The organism is Ornithinimicrobium panacihumi (genome assembly GCF_052073805.1).
Taxonomy (GTDB): domain Bacteria; phylum Actinomycetota; class Actinomycetes; order Actinomycetales; family Dermatophilaceae; genus Ornithinicoccus; species Ornithinicoccus panacihumi.
Window position 1 is genome coordinate 14,182 of record NZ_JBQGWG010000020.1, and the last position, 17,136, is coordinate 31,317.

15 protein-coding genes are annotated in these 17,136 nt (G+C 69.9%); 4 read left to right on the plus strand and 11 right to left on the minus strand.

Features of this window, described 5'->3' with window-relative positions; genetic code table 11:
* Positions 1 to 122 precede the first annotated feature (122 nt).
* The 3 genes from ACTMMA_RS14740 to ACTMMA_RS14750 form a co-directional block, all read right to left on the minus strand.
* Complete coding sequence (locus ACTMMA_RS14740; protein ID WP_441190881.1) at positions 123 to 2,762, minus strand: multicopper oxidase domain-containing protein; 2,640 nt, start codon at positions 2,760 to 2,762, stop codon at positions 123 to 125.
* The gene (locus tag ACTMMA_RS14745; protein WP_441190882.1) at positions 2,759 to 3,934 is read right to left on the minus strand and encodes a DUF8744 domain-containing protein; all 1,176 of its coding nucleotides are present in this window, start codon (positions 3,932 to 3,934) and stop codon (positions 2,759 to 2,761) included. The genes ACTMMA_RS14740 and ACTMMA_RS14745 overlap by 4 nt, the downstream gene beginning before the upstream one ends.
* Before the next feature lie 214 nt (positions 3,935 to 4,148).
* Positions 4,149 to 5,999, minus strand: coding sequence for a bifunctional copper resistance protein CopD/cytochrome c oxidase assembly protein (locus ACTMMA_RS14750; RefSeq protein WP_441190883.1), 1,851 nt, complete (start codon positions 5,997 to 5,999; stop codon positions 4,149 to 4,151).
* Between the two features lie 509 nt (positions 6,000 to 6,508).
* Between ACTMMA_RS14750 and ACTMMA_RS14755 the strand changes: the two genes are divergently transcribed.
* Together ACTMMA_RS14755 and ACTMMA_RS14760 are read left to right on the plus strand one after the other, a co-directional pair.
* Positions 6,509 to 7,147 (plus strand): copper resistance CopC family protein, encoded by a 639-nt coding sequence (locus ACTMMA_RS14755; protein ID WP_441190884.1) that lies wholly within the window; start codon positions 6,509 to 6,511, stop codon positions 7,145 to 7,147.
* Positions 7,148 to 7,287: 140 nt separating this feature from the next.
* The gene (locus ACTMMA_RS14760) at positions 7,288 to 7,410 is read left to right on the plus strand and encodes a hypothetical protein (protein WP_441190885.1); all 123 of its coding nucleotides are present in this window, start codon (positions 7,288 to 7,290) and stop codon (positions 7,408 to 7,410) included.
* A gap of 288 nt (positions 7,411 to 7,698) precedes the next feature.
* Here ACTMMA_RS14760 and ccsB read toward each other — a convergent pair whose 3' ends face one another.
* From ccsB to ACTMMA_RS14800, 8 genes are all read right to left on the minus strand, one after another.
* Positions 7,699 to 8,724, minus strand: a complete 1,026-nt coding sequence (gene ccsB, locus ACTMMA_RS14765) for a c-type cytochrome biogenesis protein CcsB (RefSeq protein ID WP_441190886.1) — start codon at positions 8,722 to 8,724, stop codon at positions 7,699 to 7,701.
* Positions 8,721 to 10,400: a cytochrome c biogenesis protein ResB gene (gene resB, locus ACTMMA_RS14770; RefSeq protein ID WP_441190887.1), complete on the minus strand. Its 1,680-nt coding sequence runs from the start codon at positions 10,398 to 10,400 to the stop codon at positions 8,721 to 8,723. The genes ccsB and resB overlap by 4 nt, the downstream gene beginning before the upstream one ends.
* On the minus strand, positions 10,400 to 11,149 hold the full coding sequence (locus tag ACTMMA_RS14775) for a cytochrome c biogenesis CcdA family protein (RefSeq protein ID WP_441190888.1): 750 nt from the start codon (positions 11,147 to 11,149) through the stop codon (positions 10,400 to 10,402). Before ACTMMA_RS14775 ends, resB begins: the two co-directional genes overlap by 1 nt.
* Entirely contained in the window at positions 11,146 to 11,769 is a 624-nt protein-coding gene (locus ACTMMA_RS14780; RefSeq protein ID WP_441190889.1) for a TlpA family protein disulfide reductase, read from the minus strand. Before ACTMMA_RS14780 ends, ACTMMA_RS14775 begins: the two co-directional genes overlap by 4 nt.
* A gap of 431 nt (positions 11,770 to 12,200) precedes the next feature.
* Positions 12,201 to 13,769: an apolipoprotein N-acyltransferase gene (gene lnt, locus ACTMMA_RS14785; protein ID WP_441190890.1), complete on the minus strand. Its 1,569-nt coding sequence runs from the start codon at positions 13,767 to 13,769 to the stop codon at positions 12,201 to 12,203.
* A gap of 83 nt (positions 13,770 to 13,852) precedes the next feature.
* Positions 13,853 to 14,281 (minus strand): hypothetical protein, encoded by a 429-nt coding sequence (locus ACTMMA_RS14790; RefSeq protein WP_441190891.1) that lies wholly within the window; start codon positions 14,279 to 14,281, stop codon positions 13,853 to 13,855.
* A 171-nt stretch (positions 14,282 to 14,452) separates the two neighbouring features.
* Positions 14,453 to 14,992: a vitamin K epoxide reductase family protein gene (locus tag ACTMMA_RS14795; protein WP_441190892.1), complete on the minus strand. Its 540-nt coding sequence runs from the start codon at positions 14,990 to 14,992 to the stop codon at positions 14,453 to 14,455.
* 37 nt (positions 14,993 to 15,029) lie between these two features.
* Positions 15,030 to 15,704, minus strand: coding sequence for a DsbA family protein (locus ACTMMA_RS14800; RefSeq protein ID WP_441190893.1), 675 nt, complete (start codon positions 15,702 to 15,704; stop codon positions 15,030 to 15,032).
* A 145-nt stretch (positions 15,705 to 15,849) separates the two neighbouring features.
* Here ACTMMA_RS14800 and ACTMMA_RS14805 point away from each other — a divergent pair, with 145 nt between their 5' ends.
* Positions 15,850 to 16,197 (plus strand): ArsR/SmtB family transcription factor, encoded by a 348-nt coding sequence (locus ACTMMA_RS14805; RefSeq protein ID WP_441190916.1) that lies wholly within the window; start codon positions 15,850 to 15,852, stop codon positions 16,195 to 16,197.
* Entirely contained in the window at positions 16,194 to 17,090 is an 897-nt protein-coding gene (locus tag ACTMMA_RS14810) for a cation diffusion facilitator family transporter (RefSeq protein WP_441190894.1), read from the plus strand. Before ACTMMA_RS14805 ends, ACTMMA_RS14810 begins: the two co-directional genes overlap by 4 nt.
* Positions 17,091 to 17,136: the final 46 nt, after the last annotated feature.

The following is a 17,136-nucleotide window of genomic DNA, read 5'->3' on the forward strand; positions in this document are numbered from 1 at the left end:
TGCACCGGCAACGGGTCGGCGCCCCGATCAGCACCAGCATCGTGGGCCGTGCGGCCTGGGCTACCAGCTCGCCCAGCCAGGAACGGTCGCTGCGGTCCTTCGGGCGGGGAATGGTTGGGCTGCTACTTGGTTACTGCGAAGATCCCGCTGGCACCGATCTCCGCGTCGCCGGCGATGTGGTTGAGCATCGTGTAGTGCCCAGCCTCCGGGAAGGTCGTCTCGACGAAGCCGCCCTGGGCTGGTAGCAGCCCGAGCGCCTGGGAGCCCGCGGAGTGGTAGTCCGGTGGGTCGAGCGGTCCGCGGCCGTCCTTGAGCAGGTAGGTGCCCTCCTTGTAGACGGTGTCGAACTGCGACCCGACGATGTGGAAGGACAACGGCCGGTTCGGGCCGATGTCGAGGACCCAGACGCGCACCCGCTCACCGACCTTCGCGGTCAGCGGCTGGTCGACGTACTGGTTCACCAGTCCGTTGAACATCACGGCGTCCGCTTGGCCCGCGGCCGCTTTTGCGGCGTTGACCGGGCCGCCCTGCTCGCTGAGGTAGAGCTCGGACTGGGTGATGACGTAGGACCGGTCGACCTTGGGCAGGTCCGGTGGCTCGATGATGACGGCGCCGGCCATCCCGGCCGCGATGTGAGCCGTCATCGGCATCGTCTTGCAGTGGTACATCCAGATGCCAGACCGTTTGGCGGTGAAGGTGTACTCGAGGCTCTCGCCGGGCGCGATGTCGCGCATCGGGACGTCCGGTGAGATCTCGCTCGCGTGGAAGTCGACGGAATGGGCCATGTTGCCGTTGTTGACGAGGGTGACCACGAACGTGTCGCCGACACGACCGCGCAGGACGGGAGCGACGGATCCGCCGTTGTAGGTCCACCGCGTCTGGATGACCCCCGGCGCGACCTCTGTCTTGACGTCCTCGACGGTGAGGGTGACGTGACGTACCCGCTCTTGCGTGAGAGGCGGCAGGACCGGGTCGATGCCCTTGAAGTCGGCTCCCCACTTCTTCATGAAGTCGATCTCGGTTGAGGTGCCGGCCGGTCCGCTCGTGTCTTCCGCGCCCGACATGGCCGCGCCGCTCATCCTGACGGCGAAGACCATTCCCATCTGGCGGTGGCCGACGACAGAGCACCACCCGTCGATGTCGCCGTCGACGACGTCGACCTCGACCGTCGCGCTCTGGCCGGGCGAGAGGCGTCCGCTCGATGCGCCGTTGGCCAGGACGATGTCGTGGACGTTCGTGGAGTCGGTGTTCTTCAGCTCGATGACGAGCTTGTCTCCGGGTGGTACGGACACCTCGGGGGGGTGGAAGCGCATGTCTTTGGCGGTGACCTCCACCGTGGTGGTCCGCCCGGTCGGGGTGACCGCCGAGCCGGATTGCCGCTCGCGCCTGCCCGACGTCATGTTCAGGCCGGCGGCGGTGGGGTCGAGTCCGACGCCGATGGTCGCGCCGACGGCGATGACCGCCGCCCCGGTGATGAGCTCGGCGCGCGACCAGGACGTGGCCAGCGGCGCGACCCGCTGCGGAGGGGTGCCGTCGGGGGCGGGAGGGCGCTCGGCGGCAGCCCGCCCGCCCTTGACCGCGGCGTAGACCCCGCGCCCCAGGATGGGGATCGACAGGGCAAGCGCGAGCAGGGTGAGCACCGACAGGACGGCTCTGACCAGGCTCGGCACCGGTAGCAGGGCCAGGGCCAGGGCGCCGTTGGCGACGACGACCCGGGCCGTCGCCCAGCGTTCCATCTCCCGTATCCCGAGCCGGAGCACGTGGGGGCCCCCACCGATGGCGACCGGCAGCAGGTAGGACAGTGCGCCGAGGACGATCTGCAGGGCGAAGCCGACGACGAAGATCGTGGTGAGGATGCCGTAGTTGCCGGACAGGTCAGCCCAGGAGCCGCGCTCCAGCAGCGACCAGGCCATCAGCCCGAGGCCGACCGGCAGCCAGAGCAGCCCGGCGCCCGCGGACAGGGCCGGGAAGCTGGCCGGCGGGCGGTTCCGGGCGGCCGTGACGATCGGCCGGTAGACCCAGAGGGTCCCGACGAGGTAGGCGACGATCCCGGCCGCCGCGACGAGCGCGAGGTCGACGAGCGGCCCGACGACGAGCAGGACGAGGCCGAGGCCGAGGATCGGCAGGGCCTGTTTCGAGGCGGACTCGGCGTTCGGCGCCATCCGGGTGCGCAGCATGGTCGGCCACAGCGTTACCAGGGTGCCGAGCACGGTCAGCCCGACCCAACCGAGCAGGTTGACCATGCTGTGCGCGACGAGGAGGCGCCCGTGCCACGGGTCGCCGACGCCGCGGGCGAGCAGCACTCCGAACGTCGCGCCGACCGGCAGCAGCAGCGCCGCGATGATGTAGTAGCGCACGGTGATCCGGAACCGGCCGGGCAGGGCGGCGCGCAGCCGGCGCCCGAGCGCGATCGCGTGCCACACGATGGCGACCGAGATGAGCGTGGCCCCGGCCAGGGTCAGCGCCCAGATGTTCGTCGGGACGCCGATGAACACCAGGACGATCCCGACCTGGAAAATGCTGAGGCGGGCCGTCTGCCAGCGACGTTCCTCGAACCCCGCCTTCGTCTTGAGCAGCGCGTCGGTGAAGTGGACGCTCCACACCATCGCCGAGTGGGTCACGACGCCGAGGACGACGAGGTGGACCATGAGCCACCGTGACGACGCGAAGAACGGGTGGACCAGCGCGACGAGGAAGGCGACGAACAGCCAGATCGCGACGGGACGGTCACGCATGAACCACGTGCCGCGGGAGGTGCTCATGAACGACTCCGGGTGGGTGCAGTCTTGCTCGGGGTTGATGGTGTGCCGCTGGGCTCGATCCCGCTGGGCGGTGCCTTCTCGCGGGGGTTGCGCGCGACCGGCCCGGCGAGGCTGGACGCGATGGCGATGACGAGGAAGAGCAGCAGGGCGACGATGTTGATGACCGACCCGACCTGCCAGAGCGGGTAGAGCTCACCGAGGTCGCCCGCGAGGATCCGCAGGGCCAGGCCGACGTGCATGAGCACCAAGGGGACCCACATGATCGGGCGGTAGGGCAGGGGCCGGCGCAGGATCGCTGGCAGGATGACGGGCGCGTGGGCCATGACCATCGAGATCGCGAAGCCGAGCATCGTGGCGTGGACGACGAGGTCGTAGAGGTCACCCTCGAGCTGGGCGCCACCGACGACCCACGTCACCGCGGCGAGGAGGAGCCAGACGTAGCCGCCGAGCAGGGAGGCTGCGCTGAACCGGGGCAGGCCGGTCGCCCGGATCGTCTTGCGTGCGACGTCGTGCCGGACGAGCCAGACCACGAGGGAGACGATGACCAGACCGGTCAGGCGTGCGCCGAGGCCCGGCCACAGCAGCGTCATGACCAGGGTGATGGTCAGGGCTGCGGAGTGCAGGACCAGGGTCCGGCCACCGGTCGGTGGCATGTGCAGCCGGGCCAGCTCGACCCGCTCGGCGCAGATCGTGAGGACCACGAAACCGAGGAGCCACGGCAGCAGCCACGGGATCTCGACCTGGAGCCAGAGGAAGAACCCGATGGCGAGGCAGACGGCACCGAGCAGCTCGACGATGACGACGTCGTCGTGGTTGCGCCGGAACAGGGCGGCGTAGACGAGGGCGAAGGCGATCGCCCCGTCGAGGAGCAGGAGCTTGCCGACCGAGACCGGCAGGGGGGTGAGCAGCGCGATGCCGCCGAGGCCGAGCAGCAGGGGTGCGGCGAAGCCGAGCCGGTCGCGGAGCGCGACGGCCCGCTCCATCGCGATCAGGGTCCCGAGGAAGCCGCCGACCATGAGCATGCCGTGCAGGTCGCCCATCCGGGCCGCCTCGACCGGGGCGCCGACACCGACGAGCATGAGCGCGGCGTTGACCCCGGCAAGCATGGCGACGCCGGCCGGGACCAGGAACACCGCACGCGACAGCGTCTGGCCCGACCGCTTATTTTCCACAACCCCGATTGTAGGTAATTGGCCGACCATCGTCGTTAAGCCTGCGCCTGGTCCAGGAGGCCTGCACCACGGGCGGTGCACCCGACGTGCGTCACCCATCACGGGTGCCCCCGGGGCGCCAGCCCGACGCCGCCCACCCAAGAGGCACGCCGCCCGGCTGTCGCTCGTCTGGATCACCAGCCCGGACGCGTGCTGGCGTCCTTGTTGGATCGGCTCACCCTGGTGCGTGAGAACGTCGCAGGCCCGGCGCGCGGTAGCGGTCGAGAAGAACAATGACCATGAGCACGATGGTCAGCGATATGCCCAGGCCCCAGGCGAAGACGCCGCCGAGCTGCTGGTCGGCGAGCAAGTCCGGCACCCACGGCACGGCGATCGTCTTGTAGAACTCTGGCCCGAGCAGGAACGCGCCCTGCATGAGCGCCAGGGCGAAGAAGGCATGCCCGGCGAGCGTGACACCCAGGACGATCACCCGGATCGGCGTCGACCACCTGGGCGGGCCGGGGTCGGTGCCCACGAGCGACCAGACGAAGACGTAACCGGTGAGCGTGAAGTGCACGACCATGAACACGTGCCCGAGGTGCGTGGTCAGCGACCAGTGCAGCAACGGGGTCCAGTAGAAGGCGAGAAGGCTGGCGAACAGTAGAGTCCCGGCGGTCACCGGGTTGAGGATGAACGAGGCCCATCGAGGGTGCACCACCGCAGACACGACCTCGCGCGGGCCGAGGGTCTTGTCGCCCCGCGCCGGCAGGGCACGGAGCGCGAGGGTGAACGCGTTGGCCGGCACGAGCAGGATCGGCACAGCCATCATCAGGCCCGTGAACGTGGCCGTGTGCACCGAGAACATGACGCGGCCGTAGGCGCCTGGGCCGCCGCTGGTGAGCCACATGAAAAGGACCCAGCCCAGCACCCAAAGCACCAGCTTGTGCAGCGGCCAGTGGTCACTGCGGCGCCGGAGGCGGACGACGCCTGCGACGTAGAGCCCGATGGCGACCAGGGCCACCAGGGTGAAGAGCCAGTCGGTGCGCCAGGTCAGGAACAGCCGCGCCCAGGTGAACGGTTCCGGCAGCGGCCAGCCGGTGAGGTCGAGCGTGAGCGTGAGGTCGACCGGCTCGGGCACGGGCGTGGGTGTGCCGCCCAGCACGACGCCGAGGGAGACCGCGGCGGCCATGAGCACGATCTCAACCAGCGCGACCTGGCCGAACCGGCGTGGCGAGTCGACGCCGCGCGCGACCACGGCGCGACGCTGCGCCCAGCCAGCGACGCCGAGGATCGCCAGGAGCGCCACCTTGAGCAGCAGCACGACCCCGTAGGGGGTGGCCAGGTTGGCGAAAGAACCCACCGTCACGGTGGCGAACAGAACGCCTGAGAGCCCCACCGCCACGTAGCACCAGGTCGCCACCGTAGAAAAGCGCCGCACCGCGTCGGGCAACGCCTTACCAAGCACCGGCAGGAGGGAGGCGATCGCCATCAGGCCGCCGACCCAGACGGTCAGCCCTACCAGGTGCAGGTTGAGTGCGACAACTGCCGTTCTGTGGCCGAGAGCGCTGGCGGAATGACCGGCGAAAGCCAGCGGCACCAGCGCGACCAACGCCAGAAGAAAGGTCCACGCAAGCGCAGCACGGGTGCGCGCGTAGGCGGTCATCGCCACCACCGGCACCACAAGGAGCGCCACGCCGAGGTAGAGCCGGAGCAGCTCCATGGACCACACATTGCCGAGGAGCACGGGCAGGTAGTCCGGGGACGAGAGCGGTATGCCGGCCAGCTCACCCAGGGTGAGGTAGAGCACCACGGTCGCGCTGACCAGCCAGATGAGCGAGGACAGGAAGGCCAGCTGGGCGGCCCTCTCCCGGCGCCGCGTCGACCGTCCCTCGCGGACCAGGAAGGCCGCGACCAGCAGCAGCCCGATCGTGAACGACGCAGCAAGGTCGTGCACGACCCCGACCAGCGGCAACCCCCAGCGCACGAGCGGGCCCGCATCACCCAGCGCCAGCGGCGCGGCCGCGCCCGACAGGGCGGCCACGGGCACCGCGACCACCAGTGAGACGAGCGTCGCCGTGACCGGCACGACCCAACCCGCGAACCGGGTCCTGCCCCTCGCCGTGGGGGCCTCGGAGGCAGGCGTGCGGGACGCAGTGGGTGGCCGGGGCGACATAGCGCCCATGCTAGGAAACGACGCGAGCAGCCAACGACCCCCCTTACGCACGCCTGGCCCGCCGGCGCAGGATCGACGCCGGACGCTCGGGCCGGGCCGTTGGCGACGGGAGCTCCACGGCTTCCCCGCAGCGGGATAGCGACGTGCACTATCCGTCGTGGTGCTTCTCCGGGCCTCGTCCGCTCCCCTTGGGCAATGGAGGCCGTCGTGGTTCGTCCGTCATCAGGGTCGGTGGTTGCTCGCGTCGAGCAGCTGACCGCGTCTGTCCGCCGCCAGCCGACCGTAGGGATGGGTCTGGGGGACGTGTTCCTGACGCCTCACGTTCGCGGGCTGGACCACCGCACGAAGTGGCCAGCTCGGCATACCCGGCAGCGACGCCGGGGCGCCGAAGGAGCAGATGCGCGGCTGGGTAGCATGCCGTCATGGTGAGAGCGTTGCTTGCTGTTCTGTGTTCTCTGACGGTCACGGTGGTGCTGGCCCCAGCGGCGATGGCCCACGACCAGCTGGTCGGCAACAGCCCGACCGACGGTGAGCGAGTCTCGACTCCCCCGACGGAGGTGGTGCTGGACTTCTCCGGCCAGCTCTCCGAACTCGGGGCTCAGGTCCAGGTGACTGGTCCAGACGGTGACGCCACCGACGGGACGCCGGTGGTCTCCGGCGAGCGGCTCAGCCAGCCACTCGACGAGGCATTGCCAGCGGGGGACTACACGGTCGTGTGGCGAGTGACATCCTCAGATGGGCACCCCATCTCGGGGGGGTTCAACTTCACTCTGACATCGGCAGCATCGACTACGCCCGCCGATGCCATCGACGACCAGACGCCCAGGACAACGCAACCTACTGGCGAGACAGCGGCCACACCCGGCACGACCGACGAGACGGCGACAAGTGAGATGCCTCAGACGTCTCCAACCTCAGCAGCAGAGGTTTCTCCCCAAGCGGACGCCTCGCCCGAAGCGCCCGACCAGGGTTCCGCGCTGCCCGTCTGGGGCTGGCTCCTGGGCGGCGCCGGCGTGCTAGCCCTTCTGGGAACGATCCTGATGGGCCGCCGCCGAGGCTAGGCTCCAGAGGCCACTCCGGCGACTACCGTAAATAGGCGAGGGTTCGCAGTTGCAAGTGGGCAAGCCAGACCCGACGCAACCAGACTTGCCTCGGCAGGTCGGTCGAAGCCCTGGAGCCGGTCAACGGCAGGAACGAGCATATGAAGCGCAAGAAGCATGATCCAGACCGACGCCGCTGGAGCGCTAGGTTGCCCATGCTCGGTGTCGGTCTGGTGGTGGTGGCCTATGTCGCCACGATCATGACGCACCTCATGGCTCGGTGAACCGTCAACGTTCACGAGGGCCTGGCCCACCCACGCCATCGGCATCGGCAGTTCACTCTGACCGTATCGTTCAGCAGGGCTGACTATGGCGTCCCGACGCGACGCCAGGAACCGGTTGGCGCGGAGGCAGTCCTTCTTGCGCGTTCCTGCGTGACCGCCTCGCGTACTCGGCCTGGCCCACCTTGCCACCGGCGAACATGGTGGCCAGCGCGGGGCGCGTCTGTTGCCTCGGGGTGGCGGTCGGATGTGGGTGGGACGACTATCCTGCCACGGTGTGGCGGAAGGTGATCACGAGCTCACCCCCGAGTAGGAGTGCAGGCCGGTGATGAGCAGGTTCACCACGGTGTAGTTGAGGATGATGCACAGCATCCCGACCAGGGCCACCCAGGTTGCACTCCGCTTGGTCCAGCTGCTCGTGGCCCGGGCATGCAGGTAGGCGGCGTAGACCGCCCAGATGACGAAGGTCCAGACCTCCTTGGGGTCCCAGCCCCAGTAGCGGCCCCAGGCCACCTCGGCCCAGATGGCGCCGGTGATGAGTACCACGGTCCACAGCGGGAAGGCGAAGATGTGGATCCCGTAGGTCATCGTCTCCAGCTTGTTAGCCTGCGGCAGGCCAGCGAGCCAGCCACGGACCGGGCCCTTACGCTCGGCGGAGTCGCGCAGCAGGAAGACGATGCCCAGGGCGGCCCCGATAATGAACAGGGCGACCGACAGCGTCGCGATCGTGACGTGGATCGACAGCCACATCGTGTTGTCCAGGGCCGGCATGAGCTGGGAGGCCTCGGTGTACCAGACCTTGCCCGCGATGAGGACGGCCATCACCGGAAGCACGACAAAAGGTCCCAGCCAGAGCCGGTCGCGCTTGAGGCTCCACAGCGAGAAGACCACCAGCGCGAAGGAGGCGCTGACGATGGCGAACTCGTACATGTTGCCCAACGGCCAGCGCTGCACCGACAAACCTCTCAGCGCGGTGCCCCCGACGACCCCGAAGGTCGCCATCCAGGTCAGCTGCATACCTATCACCCCCCAGCGGCGGGTGACCCCGCCGGGATGGCTGACGGTCGGTGGCTCGACCGCCGCGGAAGCGGGTGACTCGTCGAGGTGCCCCGGTGCCTCGACGCGCCCGTGCCAGGCAGCGGCCGGGGCACCGGCACCGACGGGTGCCTGTTCGCGGGCTCGAACATCGGCTCGGCGCTCCTTGGCTGCACCGGTGAGGGCCAGGTGCGCGGAGAAGGAGATGAGGGCCAGCGCGAGCACGGCCAGCGAGGCCCAGATGGCGATGTCGCTGGCCAGCGCCAGCTGCGGGTCGGTCATTCCTTGTCCTCGTCTCGGCTCTGGGGCTGCGGATCGTCGGTATGGGCGCCACTGGCGCCGGTGATCCGCTGGAGGACGTCGTCGACGACGGCCCGCAACCCGGGGTCGCTGCCCTTGGGAAGTCCCGCGACCCTGACGTCAGTATGCCGTGCCGCGCCCGTCTCGCCGGTGCCCGGGGCGATCCGGACGTAGATCCTGCGCCGTCTGACCCCCAGCATGAGAGCGAGCCCGAGCACGGCCGCCCCGGCCAGGGCCAGCGCGGGCATCCGGCCCGGGTCGTGGCGGACCAGCAGCCCGGCCCACCGGATCACGTTCTCGAACTCCACCCGGGTGCCGTCGGGCAGCTCGTAGTACTCGCCCGGGCGCAACAACATCGCCGCCGGGTCGCCGTCCGCGGTGCTCACCTGGGTCATCTGGTCGGTGTCGATGGCGAAGACCGACTGCGGGCGGCCGTCGGGGAACAGGTCCCCCTCGAAGGCGGTCAACGCCAAGGTCGGGTCGACCAGGCCGGGGAAGGAGGAGAGCATCCCCTGCTCGGGGTCGATCTGCAGGGTCGGCAGGAAACCACCGACGAGGCCGAGCTCGGGATCCCGGCCGGTGACCTTGATCGCGCCCTCGCTGGCGTAGTTGTTGTCCTGCGGCAGGAAGGTGACCGCGTCGGAGAACAGCAGCTCCCCGTCGGGGGACCGCACGGTCACGACCGGGGCGTAACCGTTGCCGAGCAGGAAGATCGAGTCGTTCCCGACCGACACGGGGTGGTTGACCGCGAACTGCTGCTGCTCGGCCTCCCGGCCCGGGATCTCGACGGTGGCCAGCCCCTCGAAGCGCCGGGGCTGCCCGAACTGCGCTCCCTCGGCCCGGGTCTCGAAGTCGACCTCGAGCTGGTTCAGCTCGACGGTGAAGGTCGGGATCGCGCTGGCGTCGGTGAGCGGGCCTAAGTTGAGGGTGTCGAAGGTGCCCGGGCCGGCGGTCCAGGACTCGCCCTCCTGGATGATGATCTCGCCGCGCCAGCCGAAGAGGTTGCCGGCGGCGAAGGCGACGATCACGCCGAGGAGTGCGGTGTGGAAGAGGAGGTTGCCGGTCTCCTTCAGGTAGCCCTTCTCCCCGCTCACCGCGAGCTCGCCCTCCTCTGCGGTCCGGAGCCGGTAGCCCTTGGCCTTGAGCGCCTGGCGGGCCGCGGCCAGCACCACGCCAGGTTCGGCGTCGACCTCGCCGTGCGCCGTGGCCGGAAAACGGGTCAGACGCCGCGGGGTCCGTGGCGGCTGGGCGCGGAGGCTGGTCAGGTGCTGTCTCGTCCGGGGCGCGATGCACCCGATGAGGCTGATCATCAGCAGCAGGTAGATCGAGGCGAACCATGGGGAGGAGAAGACGTCGAAGAGGTAGAACCGGTCCAGCCACGGCGCGATCCTCGGGTTCTCCTCGAAGAAGCCGCGGACCTGGATGGGGTCGACCGAGCGTTGCGGGAAGATCGAGCCGGGAATGGATGCGGCGGCCAGCAGCAGCAGCAGGTAGATCGCGGTGCGCATGCTGGTCAGCTGTCGCCACGCCCACCTGGCCCACCCTCCCAGGCCCAGGCGGGGGCCGCCGAGCTCGGTGCGGTTCTTGGGGTAGTCCGGCTCGATCCGCTCTGTCGAAGGACCGCCCGCGGCAACCTCGTGGTGCTGGTCGGTGCTCATCAGATCGCCGTCGTGAAGTTGCTGGTGAGGCGTGTCTGAACCCAGGCCATCGCCTCGGCCCACACCCCGAGCAGCATCAGCAGTCCGAGGAGGACGAGCAGTCCGCCACCGGCGCGCTGCACGAGCAGGTAGTGGTCGCGCAACCAGCGGGAGGCGCGGCTGACCGAGCCGAGGCCGGCGGCGATGAGCGTGAAGGGTACGCCCAGACCCAGGCTGTATGCGGTGCCGAGCACCAGGGCACGGCCCACCTGGTCGTCGCCGGGCAGGATCGAGGTGCCGAGGGTCTGGATCGCGGCCAGGGCCGGGCCGGTGCAGGCGCTGAAGCCCAGGCCGAAGGCGATCCCCAGCAGCGGTGCCCCGGCGATCCCGGCGGCCGGGCGCCACTTCACCCGCACGGCGGCCGTCGGCTGCAGTACCATCACCAGCCCCAGGACGAGGACGACGACACCGCCGATGCGCAGCAGCAGCCCCTGATGTTGCGCCAGGGCCAGCCCGAGGGAGGAGATGACCACGCTCATCGCCAGGAACACCACGGTGAAGCCCGCCACGAACAGCAGGGTCCCGACGAGCACGCGCCACCGCTCCGAACGTGCCCGGGCATCGGCTGGCTGGGCCGTCATACCCCCGACGTAGCCCAGGAAGCCGGGCACGAGCGGCAACACGCAGGGGCTGGCGAAGGACACCAGACCGGCCAGCGCCGCGATCGCGGCAGCCAGCAGCAACGGGCCGGACAGGACGACCTCGCTCACCGGGCCTCCTCGTCGGCGGCGGGCTCGGCGAGAACGTCCTCGACGAGTCCGCGCAGCGTCGAGGCGTCGACCTGGCCGCTGACCCGGGCAGCCAGGCGTCCCTGGCCGTCGAGGACCATGGTCGTCGGGGTCGCGACGGCCAGCCCTTGCAGCTGGGCACGGGTGCGGCCGCCGTCGTCCTGCAGGGAGGGGTAGGAGACGTCGTACTTCTCCTGGAACGCCAGGGCGTTGGTCACCGAGTCGCGACTGTTGACCCCGATGAACTGCACCGGCTCACCGGCGTCACGGAAACCGGTGGCGACCTCGTCCAGGTCTGGCGCCTCGGCGATGCAGGGTCCGCACCATGAACCCCATACGTTGACGACGACGACATCCCCGAGGTGGTCCTGGGAGGACCATGCCTCGTCCTCCAGGGTCATGCCCTCCAGGGTGATGACCGTCTCGCGCTCCTCGGCGGTGAGCGCCTGGATGGTGCCGTCGCCGGCGATGTAGCCCTTCTGGTCACCCTGGCGCATCTGCTCGGTGATCGACGAGCCTTCGCTGCCGCACCCCGCGAGAGCCATCACCGAGACCAGCAGCAGGGCAGTCGCAGCGGTGCGGCGACCTGAGACAGGTTTCACTGGTCGACCTCACTGGGTGCCGCGGTCGCCCCGTCGCCTCTGATCGTGTGCCAGCTTCGGTGCCTCACGGTCACCCGCGGCAGGATCGTGCGAGAGTCGGCGGCAAACATGCCGAATAGAGTAGCCCGGGCTCGTGCGACCCTCGTCTGAGACCCATCAAGGAGGCCGGTGCGTGTGCTATCGCATCTGCACGATGGCAGTCCCCCGTGGAACGTCCCCAAGACTGGCGACTGCGACCAGGTCTCAGGAGGAACGTTGCTCTGCGTGCCGGTAACTGCCTCGCGGTGACAGTGAGCAGCAGGTGGTGCCTGTCCTGTTGCTCCAGTTTTTCGGCCTCTCGGCCGGTGCGCAGTGTTCTGTCGCGTTCAACGCGGCAACGGGCACGGCCCCGCGCCGGTCGAGGAGCACATGGTGACCGGCCTTCTCGTTAGCTAGGGGCGGGGCGTGTCGGTGGCGGGTCGCGCTCGTCGAGGGTGGAGTGCCTGGCGGGCCGATGGCCGCGCTGCCCAGAGCGCTCCGGACAACACGATGAGTGCTGCAGCCGGGACGACCCATGGGCCGGTGCGCAGGGCGAGCGTCTGGTCGGTGCGCAAGGGGAGCGTGGCCTGCAGCGTCGCCCCTGTGTAGAGCTGGGTGCGGTCGTGGACGGTGCCGTCCGGGCTGATCAGCCCGGAGACGCCGACGTTGCTGATGTGCACGACCGAGCGGGCGTACTCGACGGCCCGCACGCGGGAGACGGCGATGTGCTGCGCCGCTTGGTCGCCGTCGCCGAACCACGCGTTGCTGGTCGGCACCACGAGCAGTTCGGCACCGCCGGAGACCAAGTCACGCATGGCGGGGTCGAAGAGGACCTCGAAGCAGATCGCCAGCCCCAGCACGACCTGCCCGCCTCCCGCCAGCGGCAGGCTCATGACGCCTGGTTCCCGGCCTGGGGCGAGGTCGGTAATCCGGTCCACCCACGGGCTGAGGTGGCGCATCAGCCCCCGCATCGGCATGACCTCGCCGAACGGTGCCAGATAGATCTTGGCGTAGACGTCCGCGAGCCCCTGCCCGGGCAGGTAGCCAAAGACCATGTTGGAGGGTGCCGGTGCCCCACCCTGCCGTGAGATGCCGCCGAGAACGACCGGGGCCCCGATCGCGTCGACGGCCTGCATGATCCGGGCCGTGGCGGTCCTGCCTCGCTGCGGGTGCAGCGGGTCCAGGTCCGTGGCGCCCTCGGGCCACAGCACCAGGTCCGGGGACGCGGTCTCTCCGCGGGCGACGCGCTCGGCCAGGTCCTGCGTGCGGTCGGTGTAGCGCTGCAGCATCGTGCCGGGCTCGGCGCTGAGGGTGCGGCTAAACCCGGCAGGCAGGTCGCCCTGGATGGCCGCCACGGTGACCGGCTCGCCCTGCGTCGGGCGGGGCACCAGCGTCGGGGCGAGCACCAGCACGGCCGCCACCAGGAGTGCACCGAACGCCCTGAGACGGCCCACACGGGCAGGGTGCAACAGCCATTGCGCTCCCACGGCGACCAGTGCGCCGGCCAGCGCGACGAGGAAGCCCAACCCGGGGACGGCCACGAGGCTGACCGCCCCCAGCATGGGAGAGTCGGCCTGACTGAAGCCCAGCCGGGCCCACGGGAAGCCGCCGAACGGGGTGACCGAGCGGGCCCACTCCATCAGCACCCAGGCCGCCGCACCCACGACCGGACGGACGGCACCACCCCGTTGCAGCAGTGCGAGCACGGTCCCCAGTGCGGCCGGGTAGCAGGCGGAGGCGATGCTCATCGCCAGCCACGGCGCGGTGCCGGCGTAGGTCCCGGCCCAGGCGAACATTGGGGTGAACCATGCGAGCCCGAGCAGCAGGCCGGCAAGGCCGCCGGCCCACCAAGGGGCGCCCGCGGTGGCAAGTGCCAGGGCCGCGCAGCCGACGAGCGCCAGCCACCACACGTCGTGGCCGGGAAAGGACAACCACAGCGCGAGCCCGCCGAGAAGACCAAGCAGAAGACGCTGCACCAGCACCGCGACAAGGGAAGCCAGGGGCGGGTCGCCAGCGCGGTTGGGACGACCAGCACCCAGAGTGCGCACCCAGTACGCCACGCGATTCAGCCGTGGCGTAAGAACGACAGGAACAGACCGACCGGGATGCTGATGGCTAGCAGGGCCACCAGGAGACGGTAGGCCGCGAGCGATCTGACTCGTGCTGTGCCCGCCTGTCTGACCGCGTGCAGGAACATCACCAGCGCCAGGAACAGCCCGAGGCCGCCGACGGTGACGAGTACCGGGAAACCAGTGAGAGTCCCGGTGATCACGGCGAGATTGCCCGTGTTCCACGTCAGGAGCTGCCAGGTTGTCCTCGCACGCGTCGGTGGCCGCCTGGGCAACAACGCCTGGCCTGCGCCGAGACCGACCTGGGACACTCCCGCGACGAGCACGAGGTAGGCCGCCATCCATGAGCCGTCCGCGAAGCCGGTCGGACCGGTGATGGCGGCAACGAGCCCACCGGCGACGATGCAAGCCAGGCCGATCAGCACGAACGGCCGCATCGCGGTCCACCGACTCACAAGCACGTCATCGCCACCGCGGCTCACCCTCACGCCCGCGTGTGGTTCGCGCGATGTGCCTGACAGGCGCGGGACGGGTTCCGGCCGTCGTCCATGTGTCCATCTTTTTCCTTCCTGCGCGGCCCGGGGTACGGCACGACCTCACCCGAGGAGGAGGCTGGCCCAGTAGTAGTCGAAGCGGATGGCGATGAGGATGGCGATGGCCAGGAGCCACGCGAGCGTGATGGTCGGGGCGTACCGGGCCAGTTTCCCAGCGCGGTGGTGGCGCCTGGCCAGGTGGGCGGTGGTCGTCACGAACGCGGTGATAGTCACGACCCAGACGATCATGCAGTAGGGGCACAGCGCCCCGATGACGTACAGGGACTGGTAGATGAGCCAGTGGACGAACAGCACACCGGCGGAGGTGCCGGCCTGGACCCCGACCCAGAACCAGGTCCGTAGCCTCGCCCCGGCCAGGAGTGCAGCCCCGACAGTGGTGAGTGCGGCGAAGCCGGCGACACCCAGGACCGGGTTGGGAAAACCCAGGATTTCTGCCTGCGGGGTGGACATGATGGACCCGCAGCTCAGGACGGGATTGATGCTGCACGTGGGCACGTAGGAGGGGTCCTGCAGGAGCAGGATCTTCTCGACGAGCAGCACGAACGCCGCGGCCAGACCGACCAACCCGGTGCCCAGCAGCACCCATCCCGTCGCCGGTCGAGCGCGGACAGCTCGAGGGTCAGTCGGCAAGAGCAGCCTCGATCGCGGTCTCGAAGTCTTCGACACTTTCGGGCTGCAGGAGCTCACCGTCCAGGAAGAAGGTGGGGGTGCCCTGCACGCCCACGTCGATGCCGTCCTGGTAGTCCCGCGCGACGCGTTGCGCCGTGGCCTCGTCCGCGACCGCGGCGTCGTAGGCGTCCATGTCCAGGCCGAGGTCCTGGGCGAACCCGCGGAACACCTCCGCCTTGGACTCCTGCTGCTCGCCCCACTCGGTCTGGGTCTGGTACATGCGCGTGTACATCGCCTCGAACTGCCCCTGCTGCGCCGCGGCCTCCACCGCGACGGCCGCGTTGATCGCGTTGGCGTGGCTGGGGATCGGGAAGTAGCGGGCGACGACGGTGAGCTGCCCGTCGTAGTCCTTGCGCAGCTGCTCGACCACCGGGTAGGCCGCACGGCAGGCCTCGCACTCGAAGTCCAGGAACTCCACCAGCACCGGAGCGTCCGGGTCCTCGGCCTGGGAGAGCACGTGGCTGTCCGGGCGCACCAGCTGCGCCGTGGACGTCCCGACCGCTGGATCGGTATCGGAGTCGGAGGCTGCTTGCGGGGAGTCGGGTCGGGCGAGCCAGAGGATGCCTGCGACTCCCACGGCGAACACGCCCAGGATGATGATCGAGATGGACAGCTGACGGTTCACAGGGCCTCCACGGGCAGGGGCTTGACAGGACGACGGGCCCTGCGATGATACTTGATCATCTGATCAGAGATTGGGGATGTTCGTGAACGATGTTGTCGGGCTGGACGGTTGCACCGTCTCCTGTGTCCACCCTGAGAAGGTGGCGATGGTCTGGGCCAGCGCTCCCGACCCGGACCAGCTGGGCAAGGTGGCGGCGATGTTCAAACTGCTCGGGGACCCCACCCGCGCCCGGTTGCTGTATGCCGTGCTGGAGGCGGGCGAGCTGTGTGTCTGTGACCTGTCCGCGGCCACCGGGATCGCCGAGGCCACCGTCTCCCAGGCGTTGCGGCTGTTGCGCGCCTCTGGTGTGGTCACCGGGCGCCGCGCTGGCCGCAACGTGTTCTACCGGCTCTCCGACGCGCACGTGAGGATGCTGCTGGACCTGTCCCGTGAGCACGTCGACCATGACCGACCCGCCGGGAGCGCGGCCGCGCACGGGAAGGGGCTGTCGTGAGCGCCGGGCACGGGCACGGCTCGGCCGGCACCCGGCACCGGTGGCGCCTGGTCGTCGCGTTCGCCCTGACCGCCGGCTTCTTCAGCGTCGAGCTCGTCGCGGGGCTGCTGTCGCAGTCGCTGGCCCTGCTCGCCGACGCCGGCCACATGGCCGCCGACGTGGTCACCCTCGGCATGGCCCTGCTGGCGACCTCGATCGCCACCCGCCCGGACCGCACCGGACGGCGCACGTTCGGCTCCTACCGGGCCGAGATCTTCGCCTCCGGCTTCGCCGTGCTGATGATGGTCGGAGTGTCGGTCTACATCGCGGTCGAAGCGTTCGGGCGGCTGGGCCAGCCGGCCGAGCCGGCCTCCGGGGTGATGCTCGTCGTCGGCGCCATCGGCCTGGCCATCAACATCGTCGCCCTGCTGCTGCTGCGCGGCGGGGCGGGGGAAAGCCTGAACGTCAAGGGCGCCTACCTGGAGGTGATGGCCGACGCTCTCGGCTCGGTCGGCGTCATCGCCGCCGGCCTGCTCATCACCTTCACCGGCGAGCCCGTGTGGGACACCGTGATCGCACTGGCCATCGCCATCTTCGTGCTGGTCCGTGCCGTCGTGCTCGGCCGTGAGGTGCTCACGGTCCTCGGCCAGCACGCCCCCGCCGGCGTCGAGCCCGCAGAGCTGGTCAGGACCCTGGAAGAGGTGCCCGGGGTGAAGGATGTGCACGACCTGCACGTGTGGACCCTCACCTCCGGGATGGACGTCGCCTCCGCCCACCTGGCTACCACCGAGCAGGCCGACAGCCAGGCGGTCCTGAACGCCGCCACCGAGGTCCTGCGCGCCCGCTTCGGCATCGCCCACGCCACCCTGCAGGTCGAGTCCACCGACCACACCTGCGAAGGGGCCACCTGGTAGCCGTCCACGGGAGCCAGCGGCGGTGGGCCTGCGAGACCACGCCAGC

What these genes read in the sequence shown, in the direction of transcription:
- ACTMMA_RS14740 (WP_441190881.1), bottom strand. Translation starts at nt 2,762, where the DNA reads ATGAGCACCTCCCGCGGCACGTGGTTCATGCGTGACCGTCCCGTCGCG.
- ACTMMA_RS14755 (WP_441190884.1), top strand. Translation starts at nt 6,509, where the DNA reads ATGGTGAGAGCGTTGCTTGCTGTTCTGTGTTCTCTGACGGTCACGGTG.
- ACTMMA_RS14760 (WP_441190885.1), top strand. Translation starts at nt 7,288, where the DNA reads ATGAAGCGCAAGAAGCATGATCCAGACCGACGCCGCTGGAGCGCTAGG.
- ccsB (WP_441190886.1), bottom strand. Translation starts at nt 8,724, where the DNA reads ATGACCGACCCGCAGCTGGCGCTGGCCAGCGACATCGCCATCTGGGCC.
- resB (WP_441190887.1), bottom strand. Translation starts at nt 10,400, where the DNA reads ATGAGCACCGACCAGCACCACGAGGTTGCCGCGGGCGGTCCTTCGACA.
- ACTMMA_RS14805 (WP_441190916.1), top strand. Translation starts at nt 15,850, where the DNA reads ATGGTCTGGGCCAGCGCTCCCGACCCGGACCAGCTGGGCAAGGTGGCG.